Genomic DNA, 21,030 nt, shown 5'->3' with positions numbered 1-21,030 from the left:
GAGTTACCCGAGATGTAATGGGTTAAACGCGCCTTGTCACTAAATTTGATCAAATTATTGCCGTGGTGGTTTTGCAGCAAGTTGCTCCGCGCCAGAGGGGAACGGCGCGGAGCAGGGGCTTTAAACGAAGCTGACGCCGTTTTCAGCCATTGGCAGTTCGGCTACATGCGTGCCTGACAATGCGTTGATTGCATTGGCCAACGCCGGGGCCGAGGGTGGGGTGCCCGGTTCGCCAACACCTGTGGGTGCCTCGGCTGATGGAACGATATGTACGTCAATCGCGGCGATGTCGCCAATCCGCAGCGGCTCATAATCCGGGAAGTTGAATTGATCCACAGTGCCATCTGTCAGCGTGATCTGATCGCGCATGACATGTCCGATGCCGTAACCGATGCCGCCTTCCATCTGCGCGCGCACCACATCGGGGTTCACCGCAATGCCACAATCGACTGCACAAGTGACCTTTTCGATCTTGATGCCGTTTTCCGGATCGCCCGATACCTCGACAACCTGAGCGGCATAGGAACCAAAAGACTTGTGAACTGCGATACCCTGCGCGCGACCTGCAGGCGCGTTGCCCCAGTTGCCTTTTTCAGCCGCCAGTTTCAGAACCGTAGCTTTGCGTGCCTGATCCGGGTTGCTGGCGTCGGCAAGGTGCGAAAGTCGGAACTTCACTGGATCGCGCCCTGCGGCCTCGGCAACTGCATCCATCATCGTCTCCATGACATAGCCGGTGTGGGTGTGGCCCACAGAGCGCCACCACAGTACCGTCGTTGCCTTCGGCGTGTCGGTCAGCCCAAGCGCCATTCCGGGGATGGCATAAGGACTGTCGGCGATACCTTCGATCGAGCTGTGGTCGATCCCGTCATGCACCAGAACGGATTCAAACGGAGTGCCCTTGATGACCGATTGTCCAGCTACCTGATGTTGCCAGCCAACGATGTCGCCATTGGCATTCAGGCCCACACGGACCTTGTGACCAAAGGCAGGGCGGTAATAGCCGCTGCGGATGTCATCCTCACGCGTCCAGACCAGCTTAACCGGGCGCGAGCGGTCGGTGACCACAAAGGCCAGCGCTGCCTCGACTTGGTAATCCGCATCTGGTGTCGCGCGACGCCCGAACGACCCGCCTGCCAGCATCGTCTTGATGTGGATCTTTTCGGGCGGCAGTTGGAAGATTTGCTGATACGCCATGTGCGGGCCGGTCGGCATTTGCGCACCGTCATGCAAGACGATGTCGCCCTCGGCGGTTTGTTCGATGGTGCAGTTCAGAGGCTCCATCGGAGCATGCGCCAGCAGCGGGAAGTAAAAGGTCTTTTCGATGACCTTGTCTGCCCCGTCGATTGCTGCTGCGACTGCTGCGAAGTCCGCCTTGTTCACGTTATAAGTTGGTTCGGCATCCAGTGCGGCCATGATCTCGGCCTTGATCTGATCCGAATGGCGGGTTTCCGCGCCCGACATATCCCAATCAACCTCAAGCACGTCACGCGCCTGGATCGCGGCCCAGGTGTTTTCGGCGTAAACCGCGACCCCTGCCTGATTGGGCAGAACGGCGGCTGAGATATAGCCTTTGACTTCTTTCGACGCGCTGTCGTCAAAGCCGTTGGCGATACCGCCTTTTGACTCAGGGCGCTTGATCATGGCGACCATCTGGTTTGGCAGGTGAACGTCCATGGCATACATGGCCTGACCGTTGCCTTTGATGGCGGAATCCTTGCGGCGCACGGATTCGTTGCCGATCAGACGGAATTCCGATGGGTCTTTCAGGCGCGGCTCGGCGGGCGCGTCTAGCTGAGAGGCCGCAGCCACAAACTCGGCAATCGGGGCGGATTGGTCGCCCGCATTGACGATGCCTTCGTCGATGGTGATACCCGCGGCATCCACGCCCCAGCTTTGGGCGGCGGCGGCGATCAGCATTTCGCGCGCGGCGGCACCAGCCTGACGATATTGCATCCACGAATTCGCCATCGCGGTCGACCCGCCGGTGCCCTGAAAGGGGCCGAACAGAAGGTTGTTGTAAACCTGCGCGTTAGATGGCGCGAATTCGTAGTCGATCTGATCCATGCGAAGACCGATTTCTTCGGCGATCAACGTCGGCAGGCCGGTTGCGGGGCCCTGACCTTTTTCAAAGTGTTTGACGATGGCCGTCACTGTGCCATTCGCATCAATCTTGACGAAGGGGTTGAATTGCGCAGTCTCGGATGAGGTCGCAGCCAGCACGCCATCGGCACGCGCACCAACCAGCAGAACAGCACCGGCAGCGGCGGCCCCTTTCAGAAACCCACGGCGAGAGGTGTTGATGGTCATAGATCAGGCCTCCAGAATTTCGGACGCGCGCTGAATGCCGGCGCGAATGCGTTGATAGGTGGCGCAGCGGCAGGCATTGCCGTGCATGTAATCGTCAATCTCTTCGACGGATGGGGTGGGATTTTCGGACAACAGCCCAACGGCCGACATCACCTGACCCGATTGGCAATAGCCGCACTGAACGACGTCCAACTCAACCCAGGCCTGCTGAACGGCGGCGCCGATCTTGTCATTGCCGACGGCCTCGATTGTGGTGATCTCGGCATCTTCGACGTCTTCGATATAGGTCTGGCACGAGCGTACGGGCTCGCCATTCAGGTGTACGGTGCAGGCACCGCACGAGGCGACGCCGCAGCCGAATTTGGTTCCAGTTAGTTTTAATTCATCCCGGATTACCCACAGCAAGGGCGTGCCGGGTTCGGCGTCAACCGTGTGGGTTTCGCCATTCAGTTTCAATGTCAGTGCCATGAGGGGACCTTCCGTGTTGGGCTGGTTACCTGAGTCGGTAAACTGGCGCGTTTACTAGTGGCACAGAATATCGCCATTGTAAACTCCTGCGTTTACCTAGGATTTGACCGCCCCCTGTCAATAGGTCTATAGCTCTGACATGACCGAATGCAGCGCACCGAATGCGACCAAATACGCGCAGATCATCGAAGCTGCTGTGGCCGAGTTCCAGGACAAGGGCTTTGCCGCAGCCAGCATGGATCGCATCTCGGCGCAGGCCGAGGTGTCTAAGCGTACGCTGTATAAGTATTTCGAAAGCAAAGAAAACCTGTTTCGCTCGATTGTGATCGAGCTGTCCAGCCGCTTTGCCGAAGTGGTCGAAATCCGGTACAAAAAAGGCCGTGATATTCGCGAACAACTGACCGAACTGGCCTGGGCCGAAGGACGCATCCTGATGATGCCGGATGTGATGGCGATGTCCCGGATGGTGATCAGCGAAACCTTGCGCAGCCCGGCCCTTGCTGCCGAGGCGACAGGCAAACTAGACAAAACTGCCGCCTTTATCGGCATGATGCGGGATGCAGCCGAGGACGGGCAATTGCGGATCGACGATCCGGAACAGGCGGGGCGCGAATTCATCGGCCTGATCAAAGCGCGCGCATTTTGGCCCCTTTTGTTCACCGGGTCTGTGCTGAGCAAGGCCGAAATGGCCGAAACCATCGAAAACAGCGTCGAAATGATGATCAGCCGTTATGCGGTGTGAGGGTCAAAACCCGTCATATATCATCCGCCCTGGCTGAGATTCGTCTCGAAACTGACAATTTGGCATTCCGAGTGGCACTCGATCCCGAAATAGTGCTACAGGGCTGTTCTGAAAAGATCCCTTGAGGAACAAGGCCAAGACGGGCGCGGAAAGTATGTCGAATTTAGCAGAAAACACAGCCCTGAAAGGGGGTGGACTTAGGCGCGCGGCCCGTCTGTCCGTTGCCCCCATGATGGATTGGACGGATCGGCACTGTCGCTATCTGCACCGGCTGCTCAGTGGGCAGGCGTTGCTTTACACGGAAATGGTGACGGCCCCAGCGCTGGTGCGCGGTGGGGCGATGCATTTGCTGAGATACAGCCCTCAGGAACACCCCGTAGCGCTGCAACTGGGCGGGTCCGACCCAAAGGAATTGGCGCAGGCAGCGCGGCTTGGGACCGAGGCGGGTTATGATGAGGTCAACCTGAACTGCGGCTGCCCTTCGGATCGGGTGCAGTCCGGCACGTTTGGGGCGGTTTTGATGAAGGACCCGGGCCGGGTTGCCGAATGCGTATCTGCTATGCGTGAGGTTGTGGATGTTGACGTGACGGTCAAATGCCGGATCGGCGTGGATGAACAAAACCCCGAAGAGGTTCTGCCAACATTTCTGGACCAAATCCGCGCGGCCGGTTGCGAACGGGTGACAATCCACGCGCGTAAGGCTTGGTTGCAGGGTCTCAGCCCCAAGGAAAACCGCGATATTCCGCCTTTGGATTATGATCTGGTTCACCGGATGAAGGCGGCATTTCCCGATCTGCATATCTCGATCAATGGGGGTATTACCTCTCTGGATCAAGCGCGAACGCATCTTGAGGCAGGGCTGGACGGCGTCATGATCGGGCGCGCGGCCTATCATCAGCCGACCGACATTTTGGCGGAAGCCGACCCGCTGATCTACGGCACCGGGCAGGCCGCTGATCCTGTCGAAGTTGTGCAGGAAATGGTTTCCTATGTTGAGGCTCACCTTGTCGAAGGGGGCCGGTTGCACCAGATCACTCGTCATATGCTGGGCTTGTTTGCCGGTCGCCCCGGTGCGCGGGCCTGGCGGCGGGCCTTGTCCGAAGGCGCGGTGCATGAGGGCGCGGGCCCCGAGGTAATGTTGCAGGCACTGGAGCACGTGGCGCCTCTGGTCGAGGTTTGAGCGGATCAAGATACGGCCATAGGCCGTTATGGGGGGAAGATGCCCGAGACGATGTTGCTGGCCCAGATGCTGGGCCTTTTGCTTGTAATCGGGGCGCTGGCCGGTGTGCTGGCCGGATTGCTGGGCGTTGGCGGGGGCATCGTGCTGGTTCCGGCCTTTTTCTATGCGTTTCAGACGCTTGGCTATGGCGGCCCGCAGTTGATGCAGCTGTGTCTGGCGACCTCTCTGGCGACGATCATCGTGACCTCTGTACGATCGGTGCTGTCGCACAACAAGAAAGGCGCAGTGGACTGGGATATCCTGCGCGGCTGGGGGCCTGGGATTGCGGTCGGGGCGATCATCGGCGTTCTGGTGGCCTCGGCGCTGCGGACCGAGGTTCTGCAGATTTTGTTTGGCGTGCTGGGGATGGTCATCGGGGCCTATCTTGGGCTAGGCAAATCTGAATGGCGGTTGGGTGACGCCATGCCCAAAGGGATCAAACGTGCCGTACTGTCGCCCCCCGTGGGCTTTCTTTCGGTGTTGATGGGGATCGGAGGCGGCAGTTTCGGCGTGCCACTGATGAGCCTTTACAACACGCCCATTCACCGCGCCGTGGCAACTGCTGCCGGTTTTGGCGTGATCATCGCGGTGCCTTCGGTTCTGGGCTTTCTGTTTCTGGACGTTCCGCCGGAACACCGCCCGCCTCTGACCATCGGGGCGGTCAATCTGGTCGCATTTGGTATCGTTGTCGCCATGACGACAATCACCGCACCGTTGGGGGTAAAGCTGGCTCATGCGATGAACCCCAAACCCCTCAGACGCGTGTTTGCGGTGTTCCTGACGCTGGTCGCCCTGAACATGCTGCGTAAGGCACTGGGGTTATGAGCGATTTTCACGAAAATGGCTGGATCAGGTTCCCCTTCGATCCGGTGCTGGCCGAGTGGGTAGGGCACGCGCTGCCCGCTGCCCGTGCATCTGTCACTGACCCAGCCCATGCCCAATGGCTGGATTGTGAGGGGACATGGTTTATTGGCGTCGACGCGTTGGACAATGACCCGCGGGGCAGGGTTGGGCAATCGGGGGTGTTGTCCGGCCAGGCCATGGATTTCATCACCGATCAGTACGGAGAACTGCCGCTACACAAGGGGCAGGTCTCGGTCATCTACCCCGGCTATCCACGCCCGCGACAGGGCGAAAGCGCCAGCGCCGGGCAGTATCGGTTGAAGCGGGACGCGGCACATGTGGACGGGTTGCGGCCCGCGGGACCGGATCGGCGGCGGCGCGTGGATGAGCCGCATGCGTGGATATTGGGCATTCCTCTGAACGATGCCAGTATTGATGCCGCCCCCATGGTGCTGTGGGAAGGCAGTCATAAAATCCTGCGCGCCGCGTTCAAACACGCGCTGGACGGGCACCCACGCAATAGTCTGCATCAGGTGGATATAACCGAGGCATATCAGGCTGCGCGCCGCGAAGTTTTCGACACTTGTCCACGCATCGAATTGCCCGCCAAACCCGGTGAGGCCTACCTGTTGCACCGTCATTGCCTGCATGGGGTGGCCCCATGGGGCGCCAATGCCTCGGCCGGGGCGGATGGACGCATGATCGCCTATTTCCGCCCCGAGTGCGCCGGGGGAGTAGCCGAATGGATCGAATCCGCCTAACCTCCTGCCATTATTCGGATTTGGAGGTTTTTTGATGATTACGGTCCACAGGAATTCGGACGGAGCATTGCTGGAAGTCGAACTGTCCGGCGAGGTGACCAGTACTGATTACAGCGAGGTTCTGGTGCCCGCTATCGAGGCCGCATTGACCGAACATGACAACGTGCGTCTGCTGGCCGTCGTTCAGCCGGAATTCAAGGGTTACGATCTGAATGCCGCTTGGGCCGATACAAAGCTGGGGCTGAGCCACTGGCGCGGATTTGATCGCATTGGCGTGGCGGCGGATCAGGGTTGGGTAAAGACCAGTATCCGCCTGGCTGCCCCGATCCTGCCATGCCCGGTGCAAGTCTTTGCCCTTTCCGATCTAGAAGCCGCCAGACGCTGGATGCGCGAATCTTTGGGGTCGATTCACGTGGTTGATCTGGGTGGGCCGTGCATTCAGATCAGCCTCTTGGGAAAGCTGGACCCCGACGAATTCAGCCGGGCGGAACGGGACCTCGATAACCTGTTGCAAGCCAAGGAGGGGTTCCGGTTGTTGATCGACTTGCGGGAATTTGACGGCTGGCAGGGTCTGTCAGCGCTGGCATCGCATTTCAAACTGGTTCGGAATCATGCCGGGATGCTGGATCGCGCGGCCATCGTTGGGGACAAAACGTGGCAACATATGGCGCAACGGGCGGCCAGTCATGTTCTGGGCACGAGAACTCAGTTCTTTGCATCTGAGGATATCGAAAATGCCAAATCCTGGCTGGCTGCCGGGTAGGCCAAGACTAAACCTGACGCTTACGTCAGGTCATGCTAGGTCAGGCTTTGTTTTTCTTGATTGAATGGTCAAAAAACGATTAGCAATGTCTTGTTCTTCCGCGTAACCACTTCGGAGGAACCTGAAAACTGAAGCGCGTCGCTGTGGGTTGCCACTCACTCACCACAAGTGTTCGAACTTGATCCCCCTCGAAGTTCAGACCAACCTGCAGCGGCGCAGATTCAGTCCATGTCCTCGATCTGGATAGAATTTAAGACTTTTTCAGGCGTGCGGCACGACCACCCCGGCGTTTGGTCAGCTGGGGTTTGCGTGAGGGCAGGTTTTCCATGATCTCAGCACGCTCGTTGCTGTCCATTTTAGACCAGCGCGAGATTTCGTCGATCGTGCGGTAGCAACCGGTACAGATACGTTCGGTCGGGTGAACGACGCAGATCTGGATACAGGGGCTTTCGACCTCGTTCCTTTTCCAAACCATGTTCGTCATTGCCGTATCCCGTTGCAACTAAAGAAAGCGCAGCCTGTCCAGCGCCCCTTGCAGAATATAACCAGCCGCGACGTGATCGATAACCTGTCCGCGACGTTTTCGTGTCGTATCCGCCTCAAGCAGTGCCTTTTCTGCCGCAACCGTGCTGAGCCGTTCGTCCCAGAACCCGATGGAAACTTCGGTCAGCCGCGACAGGTTTCGGGCAAAGGCGCGGGTGGATTGGCAGCGGGGGCCTTCGGTTCCGTCCATGTTTTTTGGCAGACCCAGAATGACACCGCCAATCTCGCGGTCAGCGATCAGTTCAAGCAATCGCGCAGAATCCAGGGTGAATTTTTTGCGCCGCACGGTCTCCAACGGGCTGGCCACACCGCGCATCCGGTCCGAGACGGCGACCCCGATGGTTTTTTCACCCAGATCCAGACCCATCAGCGCGGTCATCGGCGGCAGGGCGGTAGCAAATTCTTCGAATGCGTCGTGAATCATTGTGCAATTCCGGCCTGCAATGCGGCGGCGTCGATCAGTTCGATGGCATCGGCATTTCCGGCAAAGACTTCCATAGCCTCGTTTTTGATGTCGATGGCCCGCTGACCTTCGCCCAACACGCCAAGGGCTGCAATCAGACGCGCCCATTCCTCGGGTGAACCGCCCTCAGAGGCCAGACGTTCAGACAGTTGGTTGACCATGCCCTTGATCATTTCTTGCCGTTCTTCCGGTGTCAGTTCGGCTGCGGCGTCGACGTCACCCTGACTGGGGCCGGGGGCAGCAGGTATTTCAGGCGCGTTGAATACTCCGGCGCGGAAAGCTAGCTCGTCCAATTGGGCCCGAATGGCATCGGCCCATGGCGCGCCGGCAGGGGCATCGCGGAGGGCATCGACCCAGACCCGGTATCCAACGTCGGGGCGTCCGATCTGCACCATCATCTGCCCTAGATAGTATTGCGCCGGCCCATGGCGCGGGTCGCGTTTCAGCGCCTGCCTCAATGCCTCTTCGGCCTCGGGCGAGACATAGCCGCCCACGGACAGAATCATCATCTCGGCCAGATGTGAAAAGGCATCGGCGGGGATATCGTCGCCAGACAGCTCGATCACACGTTGCTGGGCTGCGTAAGCGGCGGGAAAATTGCCTGCATTCGCCTCGTGTTGAGCCAGCAGGATATGGCCCTGCAGATCATCGGGGCGTGCTGCAACAGTCTCGCGCAACTGATTCAGAAGATTGGCATAACTCTCATCCAGCTGCGGCAATTGTGCGGGCGGGGCGGCTGCTTCGGCTTCGGCCTGGCTGGGGCGTTCGGCACGCAGAGTTTCGGCTTGCTCCAGCCGCAGCGACAAGGGCTGATCCGGCAGCCCTGCGGCACCCATCTGGCGATACATCCAGATCGCACCGCCCACGACGACAAGCGCGATGACAGCAAAGGCGGTAACGCTGGCCCAGCGAGGCGGTCCGGCGCGATCAACCCCGGCCTGCATCTGCGCGTCGGCGGCCAGAATGCGGCGTGAGATTTCCGTGCGGACCCGGTCTGCGTCGGCCTCGCCGATAACGCCACGGGCCAGATCCTTGTCCACGCCCGCCAGCTGCTCGCGATAGACACGCAGATCATATGCCGCCGCAGGCTCACGCGTTTTGCGGCTGCGGAGCAGGGAAAAGCCCAGGAACAGGGCAATCAGCAGTGCGGTTAGAATGTTGACGACCAGGAACGACATGGTTTCTCCGATATGGCTGCCCTGACTTAGACCTCTCGGCGGGGCGACAAAAGGGACAAATGGCCGCGAGAGGACGTCATGTCGCAATAAAAGGGCGGATGTCGCAATAGTTCGATATTGTGGCGCTGTGCGGCAGGGGTAAAGTGTTCGCGCACGGCATATCTGCGCCAATCACCGAACCGGATGGATTCGCTCATGAAACACTACTCAGCCTTTGCTGTGGCGCGGGAGGCCCTGCGCTATCACACCGGATGGGAGCGCGCGTGGCGCTCGCCCGAACCGAAAAAGCGGTACGACGTGATAATCGTCGGCGCAGGGGGGCATGGTCTGGCGACCGCCTATTATCTTGGCAAGAATTACGGCATCCAGAACGTCGCCGTGATCGAAAAAGGCTGGCTGGGCGGCGGCAACACCGGGCGCAACACGACCATCATCCGGTCGAACTATCTGCAGGACCCGTCGGCGGCGATCTATGAAAAGGCGCGTGGTCTGTACGAGGACCTGAGCCAGGACCTGAACTATAACATCATGTTCAGCCCCCGCGGTGTGATGATGCTGGCGCAGACACAGCACGAAATCCGCGGTTATCAGCGCACCGCCCATGCCAATGCGCTGCAGGGCGTGCAGACGGAGTGGATTGGGCCTGAACGTGTCAAACAGCTGGTTCCGATCATCAATATCGACGGTCCGCGTTATCCGGTTTTGGGGGCGCTGTGGCAGGAACGCGGCGGCACCGCGCGGCACGATGCTGTGGCGTGGGGCTATGCCCGCGCGTGTTCGGCCATGGGTATGGACATCATCCAGCAATGCGAAGTCACAGGTGTGCGTTCTCAGGACGGCCGTGTCGTTGGCGTAGATACCACCAAAGGCGCGATTGACTGCGAAAAGCTGGGTATCGTGGTCGCAGGCCATTCAGGTCAGCTGGCGGAGATGGCGGGCTTCCGTCTTCCGCTTGAGGCGATCGCTCTGCAAGCGCTGGTATCTGAACCGATCAAGCCTTGCATGGATGTGGTCGTGATGGCCAACACCGTGCACGGTTACATGTCTCAGTCCGACAAGGGAGAGATGGTGATTGGTGGCGGTACTGATGCCTATAACAACTTCACTCAGCGCGGGTCCTTCCACCATATCGAGGAAACCGTCCGCGCGCTGGTCGAGACCTTCCCGATGATTTCGCGTCTGAAGATGCTGCGCCAGTGGGGTGGTATCGTGGATATGACCGGTGACCGCTCGCCCATCCTGTCGAAGACGCCGCTACAAGGCTGCTTCATCAACGGTGGTTGGGGCACAGGTGGCTTCAAGGCAATCCCGGGGTCCGGCTGGGGGATGGCGCAGTTGATGGCCACCGGCCATTCGCCGCTGACCGAAGCGTTTTCGCTGGACCGTTTCAAAGAGGGCCGCTTCATCGACGAAAGCGTTGCCGCCGGGGTGGCGCACTAAGGGCGCTGCTCGAGGTTGCCCACAAACAGAATTCAGGTCGGCCATTGTGCCGACCGACCGCCAAAAGGATGAACACATGCTGATCCTGAATTGCCCGTATTGCGGCGTCGACGCCGAAGAAACCGAACTGGCCGCTGGTGGCGAGGCGCATCTGAAGCGTTTCGGTCCGGGCTCGTCGGATGACGAGTTCCACGACTACCTGTTCATGCGCGAAAACCCCAAAGGCGTCCATTTGGAACGCTGGCGCCACGCAAATGGCTGTGGCAAGTGGTTCCACGCCGCGCGCTGTACCCAGACGCTTGAGGTGTTTGGCACGTATTCCGCACAGGTCACCGAACCTCCGAAAGAGATCAAGGATGCCATCTCGGCCAAACGCCCCGGCTGGACTTGGAGAGAGTTCGAATGACCCGCGTCACCACCCGTAATTCCGCCTGCGAAAGGTCCGCAACATGAGCACCCGTCTCGCAAAACAAGGCCGGCTGATTGACCGGTCGAAACAGGTCACCTTTACCTTCAACGGCACCTCGATGCAGGGGTACGAGGGCGATACGCTCGCCTCGGCCCTGCTGGCCAATGATCAGATGATGATGGGCCGGTCGTTCAAGTATCACCGCCCGCGCGGCGTTGTCGCCAGCGGTGCGGAAGAGCCGAACGCACTGGTCGGTCTGGGGCAGGGCAACCGGTTCGAGCCGAACCAGCGCGCCACCACGACCGAGTTGTTCAACGGTCTGACCGCGATTTCACAGAACCACTGGCCGAACCTTGAATTCGACATCGGGGCGGTGAACACGCATCTGTCTCGCTTTCTGCCGGCTGGCTTCTACTACAAGATGTTCATCCACCCCAAGCCGTTCTGGAAACACGTTTATGAGCCGTTCATCCGCCAGTCGGCCGGTCTGGGCAAAGCGCCCGACAAAGACAACCGCGACGCGGACACCTATGAGCATTTTTATGCCTTCACCGATGTTCTGATAATCGGCGGTGGTGTGGCTGGTCTGCAGGCCGCAAAGGCGGCGGCTGCGTCCGGTGCCAAGGTGATGCTGATCGAACAAACGGCACACTGGGGCGGTCGCGCCCCGGTCGATGGGGGCACCGTTGATGGCGCACCTGTGGATAAGTTCGTGGATCAATTGGTTTCCGAACTGGAAACAATGGATAACGTTACCATGCGATTGCGCTGCATGGGCGCGGGTGTCTATGACCACGGATATGTGCTGGGATACGAGCGTCTGACTGACCATACTCCGGGCATTCAGGGCCCACGCCACCGCCTGTGGCGCATCCGTGCCAAGCAGGTTGTGACCGCAACCGGTGCAATTGAACGTCCGCTGTCTTTCGCGGGCAACGATGTCCCGGGTGTGATGCTCGCTTCGGCCATGCGCGACTATATGGTGAACTGGGGTGTCACCCCGGGCGAGCGCGTGATCGTTGCCACCAACAATGACGATGGGTATCGCACCGCGATCATCCTGAAACAGGCCGGAGTGGACGTCCTGCGCGTGATAGATGCACGCGCCGCTGCGGGCCCGATGGCCGAAGAGGCGCGTCAGCTCGGTATCCGGGTGGACCCCGGAAAAGCCGTCGCCAAAGTCAAAGGTGGCAAGCGCGTCAAGAAGGTCGCGATCTGCAATCAGGAAGGTATCGGTGGCGCTCGCGAAGAGGTTGAGTGCGATGCCGTTGCCATGTCGGGCGGCTGGTCTCCGGTCGTTCATTTGTGGTCGCATTGCGGTGGCAAACTGATCTGGGACGACGCGAACGCCCATTTCCGTCCTGACCCCGAACGTCCACCGCTGGGCGCGAACGGCGAAGGCTTTGTCGTGGCCGCCGGTTCTGCCAACGGCCCGCTGGCGCTGGGCGATGTTCTGGCTGACGCACAAACCGCAGGTGAGGCCGCAGCCAATGGCGCAGGTTTCAAACCCAAGACGTCCGACGCGCCGAAGGGTGAAACCACGGCCGAGGCCGCGATGGAGCCGGTCTGGTTGATGCCCGCCAATGCCGAGGTTCAACTGCGCATGAAATCCTGGCTGGATTTCCAGAACGACGTCAAAGTGTCCGACGTCCAACTGGCGGCGCGTGAAGGCTATGAAAGCGTTGAACACACCAAGCGCTACACGACGCTGGGTATGGCAACGGATCAAGGTAAGTTGAGTAATATCAACGGTCTGGCGATCCTTGCTGATGCGTTGGAGTCCGAAATTCCGAAAGTCGGCACCACCACATTCCGTCCACCGTATACTCCGATCTCGATGGGGTCGATTGGCGGCGAAGCGCGGGGCGACGTGTTCCAACCGATCCGTCAAACCCCGATGCACGACTGGCACGACAAGAACGGCGCGGATTGGGAACCAGTCGGCCACTGGCGCCGGACCTATGCTTATGTCCGCCCCGGTGAATCCGTACATGACGCGGTGAATCGCGAGGTCAAGAATACGCGCGAAAACCTCGGCCTGCTGGACGCATCGACGCTGGGCAAGCTGATCGTCAAAGGCCCGGACGCAGGCAAGTTCCTGGACATGATGTACACTAACATGATGTCCACGCTGAAGGTCGGCAAATGCCGCTATGGCCTGATGTGTTCGGAAAACGGCTTTCTGATCGACGACGGCGTTGTTGCCCGCATCGATGAGGACACCTGGCTATGCCACACAACCACCGGCGGTGCGGAACGTATCCACGGCCATATGGAAGAGTGGCTGCAAACCGAATGGTGGGACTGGAAAGTTTATGTCGCCAACGTGACCGAGCAATACGCTCAGGTGGCCGTTGTTGGCCCCAATGCCCGCAAGGTGTTGGAGAAGCTGGGCGGCATGGATGTGTCCAAAGAGGCGCTGCCGTTCATGGAGTGGCGCGATGGCAAGATCGGCGACTTCGATTGCCGTGCCTATCGCATCTCGTTCTCGGGCGAGCTGTCCTATGAGATCGCCGTTCCTGCGTCTCAGGGGCAGGCGTTCTGGGATGCTCTGGTCGAGGCAGGGCAGGAGTTCGGAGTTATGCCTTATGGCACCGAATGTCTGCACATCCTGCGGGCCGAGAAGGGCTTTATCATGATCGGGGATGAGACCGATGGCACCGTGATCCCCCAAGATCTGGGGCTGCACTGGGCACTGTCCAAGAAGAAAGAGGACTACCTCGGCAAACGCGCCCATTCGCGCACCCATATGGCCGATCCGGACCGCTGGAAACTGGTGGGGCTTGAGACTGTGGATGGTTCCGTTATTCCTGACGGGGCTTACGCAGTAGGCGACGGCGTCAACGCCAACGGCCAGCGTAATATGATCGGTCGCGTTACCTCGACCTATTACTCGGCCAATCTGGGCAAAGGCATCGCCATGGGCTTGATCAAGCACGGACCCGACCGGATGGGTGAGATCGTCGAGTTCCCGGGTACCGACGGCAAAACCTATAAAGCCAAGATCGTGGACCCGATCTTCTATGACAAAGACGGGGAGAAGCAGAATGTCTGAACCCATCAGCGCACTGAATCACGCCGGCTATGACGGTATTGTCAAAGTCGAGGAATGTGGCCTGCAGGGTATGATCACCCTGCGGGGCGACCTGTCCGATAAGGTGCTGGTCAAAGCGGTCAAGGATGCCACAGGCCAGAAAGTACCCGGCCAGCGTGAATCTCTGGTCAATGGTGACACCGGCGTTTGCTGGATGTCCACGGACGAATTGCTGGTGCTAGTGCCGTATGCCGAGGTGGAGGCCAAGTTGGCCGCAATGGTAAATGCGCTTAGCGGCACACACGCGTTGGCGGTCAATGTCTCGGACGCGCGGGCCGTGTTCCGCATCTCGGGCGCCAGCGCGCGCGAGGTGGTTGGCAAATTGGCCCCGGTCGATCTGTCGGTCGAGGCGTTCCAACCTGGCCAAATCCGCCGCTCGCGCTTGGCGCAGGTGGCAGGGGCGTTCTGGATGGACGACGCCGAGACCTTCCGTGTTGTCTGTTTCCGGTCGGCTGCGGATTACGTGTTCAAACTGCTCAAGGCTGCGGCGCAGCCAGGCAGTGAGGTTGGGTTTTATTGACCTCATAAACACCGCAGAAAAGTTACAAATAACAGCCGCCTTTCCCAAAAAAGGCGGCTGTTTTCTTTTTCATCTTGCGCAACATTTCGATGCCCTTTTATGAGAGAGGTGCAAAGGCAGTCTCCCCTTAAGATTGTATTGAATTTTAAGTGGGATAAGGCTGCAAGCTATAGTGTTATTGGTAAAACTTGAAAGCGTAAGAAGATGAAGAAAGCGATAGCCGCCTTGGCTTTGACCTTGGCTGCAACCACAGCGAAAGCTGAAGTCGTCACCTATGACTGCAACTTGCACCGGATGGAAGAAGGATGGATCGCCGAGCGTGTGATCCTGAGTGTTGATGCGGAAAACAAGCGTGCGCGGGCTTATGACGCCTACATTCATCACTATGAGGATAAGCAGCCCAAAGATGTGAAATTCAAAACAACCCGCAAGGGCGAATACAGGCTCATGTGGAAAATGAAAATTCCCGCCAGAAATAGCGGGCTTGCGTATGTAAGTTATACAGCCACACTGAACCCGGAAAAACAGCGCCTGGACATGATCGCAAGATTTCCGCAAGCCAATGTGCTGAACCGGCCATCGGGTTTTGGGGAGTGTTCAGTAAACACGATCGAGTCGCTTTACGCTTCCTGAGTTCTGCAAGCTCGCTGGTTTTGTGTACTCGAAAAAAGAAAATCCCCGGAAATTCCGGGGATTTTTTTTTAACTTTCAACGCTGCAAGTGCCAAGACCGTAAGGTTTGTTAGCGGCGTTTGTACTGACGAAAGACATACGAACTTTGAGGCTGTTATCAGCGGGATTTAGGTTTGCCTGATACTTGACACGCAAATTACCACCGGCAGAGGCGCGGCGTGTTTCGGTCCAAACCATCCGAACACCTTTGTTACCACGACTTTTGTATTTTGTGTCGATCCATTCAGGTCTGCCCGCTACCTTTGCCCAGCCGTCTTCGGCGTCCACTTGAAAGGCATAGTTCCGCGCGATCCAGCCGTGGCTGTCCTGTTTGGTCATTTTGCAATTGTAGGTAACTGTTTCCGCCATGGCGCCGTGTGCAAAAAATGCGGCCAAAGCAACAATGCTGAGATATTTCATATTTTTCCGATTTCCTTGTATCCGGGTACAGGAAATTTCAAAAACGGGCAGAAAGAACAAGAGGTTCCAAGCAGTTATTCAGAACGTTTTTGGGATACTGTCAATTGCGCAACAACAGTGTTTTGTATTGCGCAAGAGCGTTCGGATTCAATAGTTGTTCCGCTGTAATTGGTTGGGAGTTTTCGTCAGCGACCGCGGAATAGAAACCCAAAAGATCCAACAGGTTTTTCGTCTTCTCCAATCGATTATCCGTTGCCAACAGCGGGGCGTGCAGTGATAGCAGCAGGGCGGGGCGCTGTTTCTTCAACCAGGCAATCAGAGTGGGCAATACGAAATATTCGGCCCCTTCGATATCCATTTTGACCAGAGAAACGCCGGACAGGTCAGTTGCGGCCTCAAACTGATCCCATGCAATTGTCAGGGCGTCGCTGCCATGCGTGCCGTCATGCAGTAAGGAACTGGTAGAATCGCCCGGCTCGCCGCGTACAGAGGCCATGCGGGCCACGCCGAACTGGTTGGACAGCGCCACCCCAAAGGCCGACACGTTGTGGATGTCGTTCAGGTCCAGATTCCACGCCAGATACCTAAATGCAGTCGGATCGGGCTCAAAACACCACACGTGCCGGGCGCGGCGGGCACCGTAAAGCACGGTGGGGCCGATCCAGGCGCCGATATCCAGATAGTCGCTGTCGGACGAGAGATATTCGTCGAGAATGGCGAAAGTTTCGGGCTCCCACGCACCGGCTGAGGCTTTGCGCCAGAATTTCGAATGATAGGGGTCCAGATGAAACGGCTCGCCATTCAGGCTGCCTGCATAGTACCCGCGGGCGCGGTAAAACATCTTGCGCGCCTGTGTCAGCATCGCGGACCTCCGGGTTTTATTGTCACGGGCCTTGACCTATGGCGACTGTCAAAGCATTTAACCTTGGGAACCGCAACTTACATTTATAACAGGGGGCCGACATGGCTTTTGAACTTCCTGATCTTCCTTATGCACATGACGCGCTGGCAGCCAAGGGAATGTCCGCAGAAACGCTGGAATATCACCACGATCTGCACCACAAGGCATATGTCGACAACGGCAACAAGCTGATCGCCGGAACCGAGTGGGACGGCAAATCGCTGGAAGAGATCATCGTTGGCACCTACGACGCAAACGCAGTCGCGCAGAACGGCATCTTCAACAACATCAGCCAACTGTGGAACCACAACCAGTTCTGGGAAATGATGGGCCCCGGAGGCAACGCCATGCCTGGTGAGTTGGAAAAAGCCCTGACAGAGAGCTTTGGCTCGGTTGACGAATTCAAGTCGCAGTTCAGCGCTGCTGGTGCTGGTCAGTTCGGTTCGGGCTGGGCGTGGCTGGTCAAGAACGCGGACGGTTCGCTGGCTGTAACCAAGACCGAAAACGGCGTGAACCCGCTGTGTTTTGGTCAGACAGCGCTGCTGGGTTGTGACGTCTGGGAGCACTCGTATTACATCGATTTCCGCAACAAACGCCCGGCTTACCTGTCGAACTTCCTCGACAATCTGGTGAACTGGGAAAACGTTGCATCGCGGATGTAATCCTTGAACCGCAGAAGGTTCATAAAGGGCCTGCTGGCGACCACGCTGGCAGGCCTGTTTGTTGCAGCCTATGGGTTTTTTATCGAGCCCTCGCTGCGATTGCGCGTGCGCAAGTGGCGCGTGCGGCGCAAGGATTGGACAGCGCAGCCGCTACGGATCGCGGTTCTGTCCGATCTGCACGTTGGTGAGCCTTATGTCGGCCTTGATCGTGTCCGGCAGGTAGTGCGGCGTACCAATGCACTGGCCCCCGATCTGGTCTTGCTGTTGGGGGATTATGCGGGTCACTACGACGGCATCACCGCTAAAGTCGAAGCTGAAGATCTGGCTCCGGTTCTTGGACAGCTTGAGGCGCGCAGCGGAGTTTATGCTGTTCTCGGAAACCACGACTGGTGGGATGATGAGGATGCCCAACGGCGTGGCGGTGGGCCGAACAAATTCGCCACCGCGTTTCACGGGCAGGGCATCACAGTGCTGTCCAACGAGGCAATGCGCCTGGACGATTTGGGCATCTGGCTGGCCGGGCTTGAGGATCAACTTGCCTTCAGACGCAATGGCAAGCTTGTGGGTCTGGATGATCTGCCGGGAACCATGGCGCAAGTGACCGACGACGCGCCCGTGGTAATGATGGCGCATGAGCCTGATATCTTCCCCGACATCCCGGAAAATGTGGCGCTGACTTTGTCCGGCCACACGCATGGTGGGCAGGTGCGGCTGTTTGGTTGGTCGCCGGTGGTGCCGTCCAAGTACGGCAATCGTTATGCTTATGGGCATGTACACGAAGACGGGCGCGATTTGGTCGTGTCTGGTGGGATCGGGTGTTCGATCCTGCCCGTGCGCTTTGGGGTAACGCCCGAGATCACGGTGATCGAACTGTCAGCCTGACAGGAGAAAACCCGCCTATGAACAAAGTTTCATACTGAGACGGGTTTGCACGCAACCTCGCAGTGCCTACCTTGGGTGTGGCGGAGGGAGAGAACCGCTAACCATATGAAAATGCACAGGCAACGCGCCGGAAACCTATGGTTGCGTCGGGGTAAACCTATGCCTGTTAATTGAGGGATGGCCGTAGAAACATGACAGGAGATCACGATGGTCGCACTTGAACAGGGAACCTGGGTTGTTATTGCCGATGGGGAAAAGGCGTTGTTCGTCGAGAACATCACCGATGCCGAAGACCCCAATCTGGTGGTTGTATCGGTGGAAGAACAGGATGGGGTTAGCCGACCCACCGACCGGGCCGGGCGGCGCTTTGATACCGGGCCGAACCAGAAATCGTCGGTTGAAGAGCCGAACTGGAAAACCCACGCCAAATCCCTTTTCGTGCAGGATGTTGCCAATCTTCTAAACCGTAAGGGATTGAAAGGGGCCTTCAATCGGTTGGTTCTGGTTGCCAGCCCGCATGTGCTGGGCCTGCTGCGCCGTCGCCTGCACAGCGAGGTACTTGCCAAGGTCGTGGCTGAGGTGGACAAGACCCTGACCAACCACCCAATGCACAAGGTCGAAAAGCTTCTGACCAGCCGCCTGAACCCGGCAGTTTGACCGATTTGTCCCCCGGTGGGCGGTCTCAGCCGTCCGTCCACCGGTCAGGTCAGGAACCCGCGCAGTGTCGACATCGCCGAGGCCGGATCATCAACCCAAGTGATGTAATCCGCCAACGACTCATCCGCGAACCCCTGACCGATGACGCGCTGCACCAGCTCGTGCAGCGCGTCCCAGTAGCCACCCACATTCATGACCAGAATGGGTTTGTCATGCAGGCCCAGCTGCCGCCATGTCAGCGCCTCGAACAGCTCATCCAGCGACCCCGGGCCGCCCGGAAGCACGACCACAGCATCTGCATTCATGATCATGACCTTTTTGCGCTCGTGCATCGTTTCGGTGACCACAAAGCGGGTCAGGTCGGTTTTGCCGACCTCGCGTTTCAGCAGGTGAACGGGGATCACGCCGAATGTGTCGCCGCCAGCGGATTGCGCAGCACGGGCAACTTCGCCCATCAGGCCGACATCCCCGGCGCCATAGACCAAACGCCAGCCTTCTTGTGCCAGCATCGTTCCGAAGGCCCTTGCGGCTTCGGAATAGGCGGAATTTGCGCCATTGCGTGACCCGCAATACACACAAACAGATTTCTGAGACATCGTGAACGCTCTCCGGGGTTGTGCCTGGGCTTTTGACCCCTGATAGCGGGATTGATAGATTGGCTCAACCGCCGGGCAGAATGTGTTGAAGGCACGGCACTTGCGCTGCGGAGTGAAAGGAAAAGAATGAACGCCGAGTCGGGAAGCGGAAGCTCTGGCACCTTCACCTGGGGGGTGATCGCCGGTATCGCAGTTTTAATCGGAGCGGGTGGATTGTACTGGTCCGGTATGGTCGGGGGGGACTCGGAAGAACCGGCACCAGAGGTCGAAGTCGCAGTTCAGACCCAGGAGGACAGCGCTGAGCCCGCTGAGCAACCTGCCGAAAGTTCCACACCACCTGCCGCAGAAGATGAGCAAAGCGTCGAGGCTGCGACCCCACCTGCTGCCGAAGAGGCGGTGCCTGAAACACCGGCTGAGGAAGAGACAGCCCAAGCTGAGCCGCCTGTGAAACCGCTGTTGGATCAAATTTTTGTTGAATCGGACGGCAATACGGTTCTGTCAGGTTCTGCCGAACCGGGTTCCGAGGTCAACGTGCTGCTGGACGGAGAAGCGGTGCATAGTTTCACGGTCGATCCTAGCGGTCAGTTTGCCGAATTCGTTTCGATTCCATTCGCCGATACAGCGCGCGGTTTGACGTTGGAGACGCAGGGCGATCAACCGGTGCGCTCGGACGACTACGTGATTGCTGCACTGCCCGAACCTGAAGCTGCGGATGACGCTGTTTCTGTCGCGGATACTGCTGACGATGCAACGCAAGAACCCGAAGTGGCGCAGGCAACCGAAACGGATCAGGCGGCGTCGACCGACACAGTTTCCACTGACTTGCCCTCTTCCGAAACGGCTGAAACTGACGCGCCGTCGTCCGAAGATCAAACGGAACAGGTTGCCGAGGCTCCGGCTGAGGACACGCCGGACCAACAGGTCGCTATCCTGCGGTCTGGGGAGGACGGGGTTGAACTGGTGCAAGGTCCAACAAGCCAACCGCAGGAACCGGAACAGATCGCACTCGACACCATTGGGTATTCCGATGCTGGCGAGGTTGAACTGACAGGCCGGGTACCGGATGGATCGGCTGTGCGCCTGTATTTGGACAACCGGCTGGTCGATGATCTGTCCCCGGCCAATGACGGCAAATGGCGCAGCGAGTTGGACGGGGTCGAACCCGGCGTCTACACCCTGCGCGCTGACGAGGTTGCACCGGATGGTACCGTCGTTAGCCGTATTGAAACGCCATTCAAACGTGAGGCCACCGAAGTGCTGCGCGCCGCCGAGGCGACGGATAGCCCCGAGGCAGCAGAGGATGCCCCACCGATCCGGTCGGTCACTGTGCAGAAGGGTGACACGCTCTGGGCCATTTCCCGCGAACGGTTTGGCGACGGTGTTCTTTATGTGAAGCTGTTCGAGGCCAACCGGGCTGCTATACGTGATCCGGACCTGATCTACCCCGGACAGATCTTCACGATCCCCGAATAAGCTTTAGCCTCTGGCCCC

At 58.6% G+C, this 21,030-nt stretch carries 23 protein-coding genes; 14 read left to right on the top strand and 9 right to left on the bottom strand.

Going from position 1 to position 21,030, the window contains the following annotated elements; all coding sequences use genetic code 11:
- Nucleotides 1-120: 120 nt before the first annotated feature.
- Together ACR0B0_RS07375 and ACR0B0_RS07370 are read right to left on the bottom strand one after the other, a co-directional pair.
- Nucleotides 121-2,307, bottom strand: a complete 2,187-nt coding sequence (locus ACR0B0_RS07375; RefSeq protein ID WP_480647100.1) for a xanthine dehydrogenase family protein molybdopterin-binding subunit — start codon at nucleotides 2,305-2,307, stop codon at nucleotides 121-123.
- Between the two features lie 3 nt (nucleotides 2,308-2,310).
- Nucleotides 2,311-2,775: a (2Fe-2S)-binding protein gene (locus ACR0B0_RS07370; protein WP_170349143.1), complete on the bottom strand. Its 465-nt coding sequence runs from the start codon at nucleotides 2,773-2,775 to the stop codon at nucleotides 2,311-2,313.
- A 139-nt stretch (nucleotides 2,776-2,914) separates the two neighbouring features.
- On the opposite strand from ACR0B0_RS07370, the gene ACR0B0_RS07365 reads away from it, so the two are divergent.
- The 5 genes from ACR0B0_RS07365 (at nucleotide 2,915) to ACR0B0_RS07345 (ending at nucleotide 7,103) form a co-directional block, all read left to right on the top strand.
- Nucleotides 2,915-3,517 carry a TetR/AcrR family transcriptional regulator gene (locus ACR0B0_RS07365; RefSeq protein ID WP_480647098.1) on the top strand — a complete coding sequence of 201 codons (603 nt, stop codon included), beginning with the start codon at nucleotides 2,915-2,917 and terminating at the stop codon, nucleotides 3,515-3,517.
- Between the two features lie 154 nt (nucleotides 3,518-3,671).
- Nucleotides 3,672-4,697, top strand: coding sequence for a tRNA dihydrouridine(20/20a) synthase DusA (dusA, locus tag ACR0B0_RS07360; RefSeq protein ID WP_480637090.1), 1,026 nt, complete (start codon nucleotides 3,672-3,674; stop codon nucleotides 4,695-4,697).
- A gap of 39 nt (nucleotides 4,698-4,736) precedes the next feature.
- Nucleotides 4,737-5,561 carry a sulfite exporter TauE/SafE family protein gene (locus ACR0B0_RS07355; RefSeq protein ID WP_480637088.1) on the top strand — a complete coding sequence of 275 codons (825 nt, stop codon included), beginning with the start codon at nucleotides 4,737-4,739 and terminating at the stop codon, nucleotides 5,559-5,561.
- The gene (locus tag ACR0B0_RS07350; protein ID WP_170359120.1) at nucleotides 5,558-6,340 is read left to right on the top strand and encodes a hypothetical protein; all 783 of its coding nucleotides are present in this window, start codon (nucleotides 5,558-5,560) and stop codon (nucleotides 6,338-6,340) included. The genes ACR0B0_RS07355 and ACR0B0_RS07350 overlap by 4 nt, the downstream gene beginning before the upstream one ends.
- Before the next feature lie 34 nt (nucleotides 6,341-6,374).
- Nucleotides 6,375-7,103, top strand: a complete 729-nt coding sequence (locus ACR0B0_RS07345; protein ID WP_480647096.1) for a SpoIIAA family protein — start codon at nucleotides 6,375-6,377, stop codon at nucleotides 7,101-7,103.
- Nucleotides 7,104-7,353: 250 nt separating this feature from the next.
- Here ACR0B0_RS07345 and ACR0B0_RS07340 read toward each other — a convergent pair whose 3' ends face one another.
- The 4 genes from ACR0B0_RS07340 to ACR0B0_RS07325 are packed head-to-tail and all read right to left on the bottom strand — an operon-like array spanning nucleotide 7,354 to nucleotide 9,484.
- Nucleotides 7,354-7,587 (bottom strand): DUF1289 domain-containing protein, encoded by a 234-nt coding sequence (locus ACR0B0_RS07340; protein WP_170359116.1) that lies wholly within the window; start codon nucleotides 7,585-7,587, stop codon nucleotides 7,354-7,356.
- 18 nt (nucleotides 7,588-7,605) lie between these two features.
- On the bottom strand, nucleotides 7,606-8,070 hold the full coding sequence (gene ruvX / locus ACR0B0_RS07335; RefSeq protein ID WP_425080410.1) for a Holliday junction resolvase RuvX: 465 nt from the start codon (nucleotides 8,068-8,070) through the stop codon (nucleotides 7,606-7,608).
- On the bottom strand, nucleotides 8,067-9,287 hold the full coding sequence (gene ccmI, locus ACR0B0_RS07330) for a c-type cytochrome biogenesis protein CcmI (protein ID WP_480647094.1): 1,221 nt from the start codon (nucleotides 9,285-9,287) through the stop codon (nucleotides 8,067-8,069). Before ccmI ends, ruvX begins: the two co-directional genes overlap by 4 nt.
- 26 nt (nucleotides 9,288-9,313) lie before the next feature.
- Entirely contained in the window at nucleotides 9,314-9,484 is a 171-nt protein-coding gene (locus ACR0B0_RS07325; protein WP_170349134.1) for a hypothetical protein, read from the bottom strand.
- Here ACR0B0_RS07325 and ACR0B0_RS07320 point away from each other — a divergent pair.
- The 5 genes from ACR0B0_RS07320 (at nucleotide 9,483) to ACR0B0_RS07300 (ending at nucleotide 15,383) form a co-directional block, all read left to right on the top strand.
- Entirely contained in the window at nucleotides 9,483-10,727 is a 1,245-nt protein-coding gene (locus tag ACR0B0_RS07320) for a sarcosine oxidase subunit beta family protein (protein ID WP_170349133.1), read from the top strand. The two genes, ACR0B0_RS07325 and ACR0B0_RS07320, sit on opposite strands and share 2 nt — an antisense overlap.
- Nucleotides 10,728-10,803: 76 nt before the next feature.
- Entirely contained in the window at nucleotides 10,804-11,133 is a 330-nt protein-coding gene (locus ACR0B0_RS07315) for a sarcosine oxidase subunit delta (protein ID WP_170349132.1), read from the top strand.
- 43 nt (nucleotides 11,134-11,176) lie between these two features.
- A complete protein-coding gene (locus ACR0B0_RS07310) occupies nucleotides 11,177-14,191 on the top strand; it encodes a sarcosine oxidase subunit alpha family protein (protein ID WP_480647091.1) in 3,015 nt (1,004 codons plus the stop codon).
- Nucleotides 14,184-14,750, top strand: a complete 567-nt coding sequence (locus tag ACR0B0_RS07305; protein ID WP_480647089.1) for a sarcosine oxidase subunit gamma — start codon at nucleotides 14,184-14,186, stop codon at nucleotides 14,748-14,750. The genes ACR0B0_RS07310 and ACR0B0_RS07305 overlap by 8 nt, the downstream gene beginning before the upstream one ends.
- A gap of 204 nt (nucleotides 14,751-14,954) precedes the next feature.
- Nucleotides 14,955-15,383 (top strand): hypothetical protein, encoded by a 429-nt coding sequence (locus tag ACR0B0_RS07300; protein WP_170410341.1) that lies wholly within the window; start codon nucleotides 14,955-14,957, stop codon nucleotides 15,381-15,383.
- 68 nt (nucleotides 15,384-15,451) lie between these two features.
- On the opposite strand, the gene ACR0B0_RS07295 is transcribed toward ACR0B0_RS07300, so the two are convergent.
- Nucleotides 15,452-15,841, bottom strand: coding sequence for a hypothetical protein (locus tag ACR0B0_RS07295; protein WP_480647087.1), 390 nt, complete (start codon nucleotides 15,839-15,841; stop codon nucleotides 15,452-15,454).
- Between the two features lie 100 nt (nucleotides 15,842-15,941).
- Nucleotides 15,942-16,703, bottom strand: coding sequence for an FkbM family methyltransferase (locus ACR0B0_RS07290; RefSeq protein ID WP_480647085.1), 762 nt, complete (start codon nucleotides 16,701-16,703; stop codon nucleotides 15,942-15,944).
- A 101-nt stretch (nucleotides 16,704-16,804) separates the two neighbouring features.
- Here ACR0B0_RS07290 and ACR0B0_RS07285 point away from each other — a divergent pair, with 101 nt between their 5' ends.
- The 3 genes from ACR0B0_RS07285 (at nucleotide 16,805) to ACR0B0_RS07275 (ending at nucleotide 18,943) form a co-directional block, all read left to right on the top strand.
- A complete protein-coding gene (locus ACR0B0_RS07285) occupies nucleotides 16,805-17,404 on the top strand; it encodes a superoxide dismutase (protein ID WP_113789565.1) in 600 nt (199 codons plus the stop codon).
- A 3-nt stretch (nucleotides 17,405-17,407) separates the two neighbouring features.
- Nucleotides 17,408-18,286 carry a metallophosphoesterase gene (locus ACR0B0_RS07280; RefSeq protein ID WP_480647083.1) on the top strand — a complete coding sequence of 293 codons (879 nt, stop codon included), beginning with the start codon at nucleotides 17,408-17,410 and terminating at the stop codon, nucleotides 18,284-18,286.
- A gap of 207 nt (nucleotides 18,287-18,493) precedes the next feature.
- On the top strand, nucleotides 18,494-18,943 hold the full coding sequence (locus tag ACR0B0_RS07275) for a host attachment family protein (RefSeq protein WP_170349125.1): 450 nt from the start codon (nucleotides 18,494-18,496) through the stop codon (nucleotides 18,941-18,943).
- A 44-nt stretch (nucleotides 18,944-18,987) separates the two neighbouring features.
- Here ACR0B0_RS07275 and ACR0B0_RS07270 read toward each other — a convergent pair whose 3' ends face one another.
- A complete protein-coding gene (locus tag ACR0B0_RS07270; RefSeq protein WP_170349124.1) occupies nucleotides 18,988-19,539 on the bottom strand; it encodes an LOG family protein in 552 nt (183 codons plus the stop codon).
- 126 nt (nucleotides 19,540-19,665) lie between these two features.
- Between ACR0B0_RS07270 and ACR0B0_RS07265 the strand changes: the two genes are divergently transcribed.
- On the top strand, nucleotides 19,666-21,012 hold the full coding sequence (locus tag ACR0B0_RS07265; protein WP_480647081.1) for a LysM peptidoglycan-binding domain-containing protein: 1,347 nt from the start codon (nucleotides 19,666-19,668) through the stop codon (nucleotides 21,010-21,012).
- The last annotated feature ends 18 nt before the right edge of the window (nucleotides 21,013-21,030 follow it).

The sequence above is a fragment of the Ruegeria sp. BA12 genome, assembly GCF_056539625.1.
Note: the sequence above shows the minus strand (reverse complement) of the source record. Positions and strands in the feature narration are given on the sequence as shown.

Excerpts from the sequence above, each read along its gene's own strand:
- ACR0B0_RS07375 (WP_480647100.1), bottom strand. The coding sequence starts at position 2,307 with ATGACCATCAACACCTCTCGCCGTGGGTTTCTGAAAGGGGCCGCCGCT.
- ACR0B0_RS07370 (WP_170349143.1), bottom strand. The coding sequence starts at position 2,775 with ATGGCACTGACATTGAAACTGAATGGCGAAACCCACACGGTTGACGCC.
- ACR0B0_RS07365 (WP_480647098.1), top strand. The coding sequence starts at position 2,915 with ATGACCGAATGCAGCGCACCGAATGCGACCAAATACGCGCAGATCATC.
- dusA (WP_480637090.1), top strand. The coding sequence starts at position 3,672 with ATGTCGAATTTAGCAGAAAACACAGCCCTGAAAGGGGGTGGACTTAGG.
- ACR0B0_RS07355 (WP_480637088.1), top strand. The coding sequence starts at position 4,737 with ATGCCCGAGACGATGTTGCTGGCCCAGATGCTGGGCCTTTTGCTTGTA.
- ACR0B0_RS07350 (WP_170359120.1), top strand. The coding sequence starts at position 5,558 with ATGAGCGATTTTCACGAAAATGGCTGGATCAGGTTCCCCTTCGATCCG.
- ACR0B0_RS07345 (WP_480647096.1), top strand. The coding sequence starts at position 6,375 with ATGATTACGGTCCACAGGAATTCGGACGGAGCATTGCTGGAAGTCGAA.
- ACR0B0_RS07340 (WP_170359116.1), bottom strand. The coding sequence starts at position 7,587 with ATGACGAACATGGTTTGGAAAAGGAACGAGGTCGAAAGCCCCTGTATC.
- ruvX (WP_425080410.1), bottom strand. The coding sequence starts at position 8,070 with ATGATTCACGACGCATTCGAAGAATTTGCTACCGCCCTGCCGCCGATG.
- ccmI (WP_480647094.1), bottom strand. The coding sequence starts at position 9,287 with ATGTCGTTCCTGGTCGTCAACATTCTAACCGCACTGCTGATTGCCCTG.
- ACR0B0_RS07320 (WP_170349133.1), top strand. The coding sequence starts at position 9,483 with ATGAAACACTACTCAGCCTTTGCTGTGGCGCGGGAGGCCCTGCGCTAT.
- ACR0B0_RS07325 (WP_170349134.1), bottom strand. The coding sequence starts at position 9,484 with ATGAGCGAATCCATCCGGTTCGGTGATTGGCGCAGATATGCCGTGCGC.
- ACR0B0_RS07315 (WP_170349132.1), top strand. The coding sequence starts at position 10,804 with ATGCTGATCCTGAATTGCCCGTATTGCGGCGTCGACGCCGAAGAAACC.
- ACR0B0_RS07310 (WP_480647091.1), top strand. The coding sequence starts at position 11,177 with ATGAGCACCCGTCTCGCAAAACAAGGCCGGCTGATTGACCGGTCGAAA.
- ACR0B0_RS07305 (WP_480647089.1), top strand. The coding sequence starts at position 14,184 with ATGTCTGAACCCATCAGCGCACTGAATCACGCCGGCTATGACGGTATT.
- ACR0B0_RS07300 (WP_170410341.1), top strand. The coding sequence starts at position 14,955 with ATGAAGAAAGCGATAGCCGCCTTGGCTTTGACCTTGGCTGCAACCACA.
- ACR0B0_RS07295 (WP_480647087.1), bottom strand. The coding sequence starts at position 15,841 with ATGAAATATCTCAGCATTGTTGCTTTGGCCGCATTTTTTGCACACGGC.
- ACR0B0_RS07290 (WP_480647085.1), bottom strand. The coding sequence starts at position 16,703 with ATGCTGACACAGGCGCGCAAGATGTTTTACCGCGCCCGCGGGTACTAT.
- ACR0B0_RS07285 (WP_113789565.1), top strand. The coding sequence starts at position 16,805 with ATGGCTTTTGAACTTCCTGATCTTCCTTATGCACATGACGCGCTGGCA.
- ACR0B0_RS07275 (WP_170349125.1), top strand. The coding sequence starts at position 18,494 with ATGGTCGCACTTGAACAGGGAACCTGGGTTGTTATTGCCGATGGGGAA.
- ACR0B0_RS07270 (WP_170349124.1), bottom strand. The coding sequence starts at position 19,539 with ATGTCTCAGAAATCTGTTTGTGTGTATTGCGGGTCACGCAATGGCGCA.
- ACR0B0_RS07265 (WP_480647081.1), top strand. The coding sequence starts at position 19,666 with ATGAACGCCGAGTCGGGAAGCGGAAGCTCTGGCACCTTCACCTGGGGG.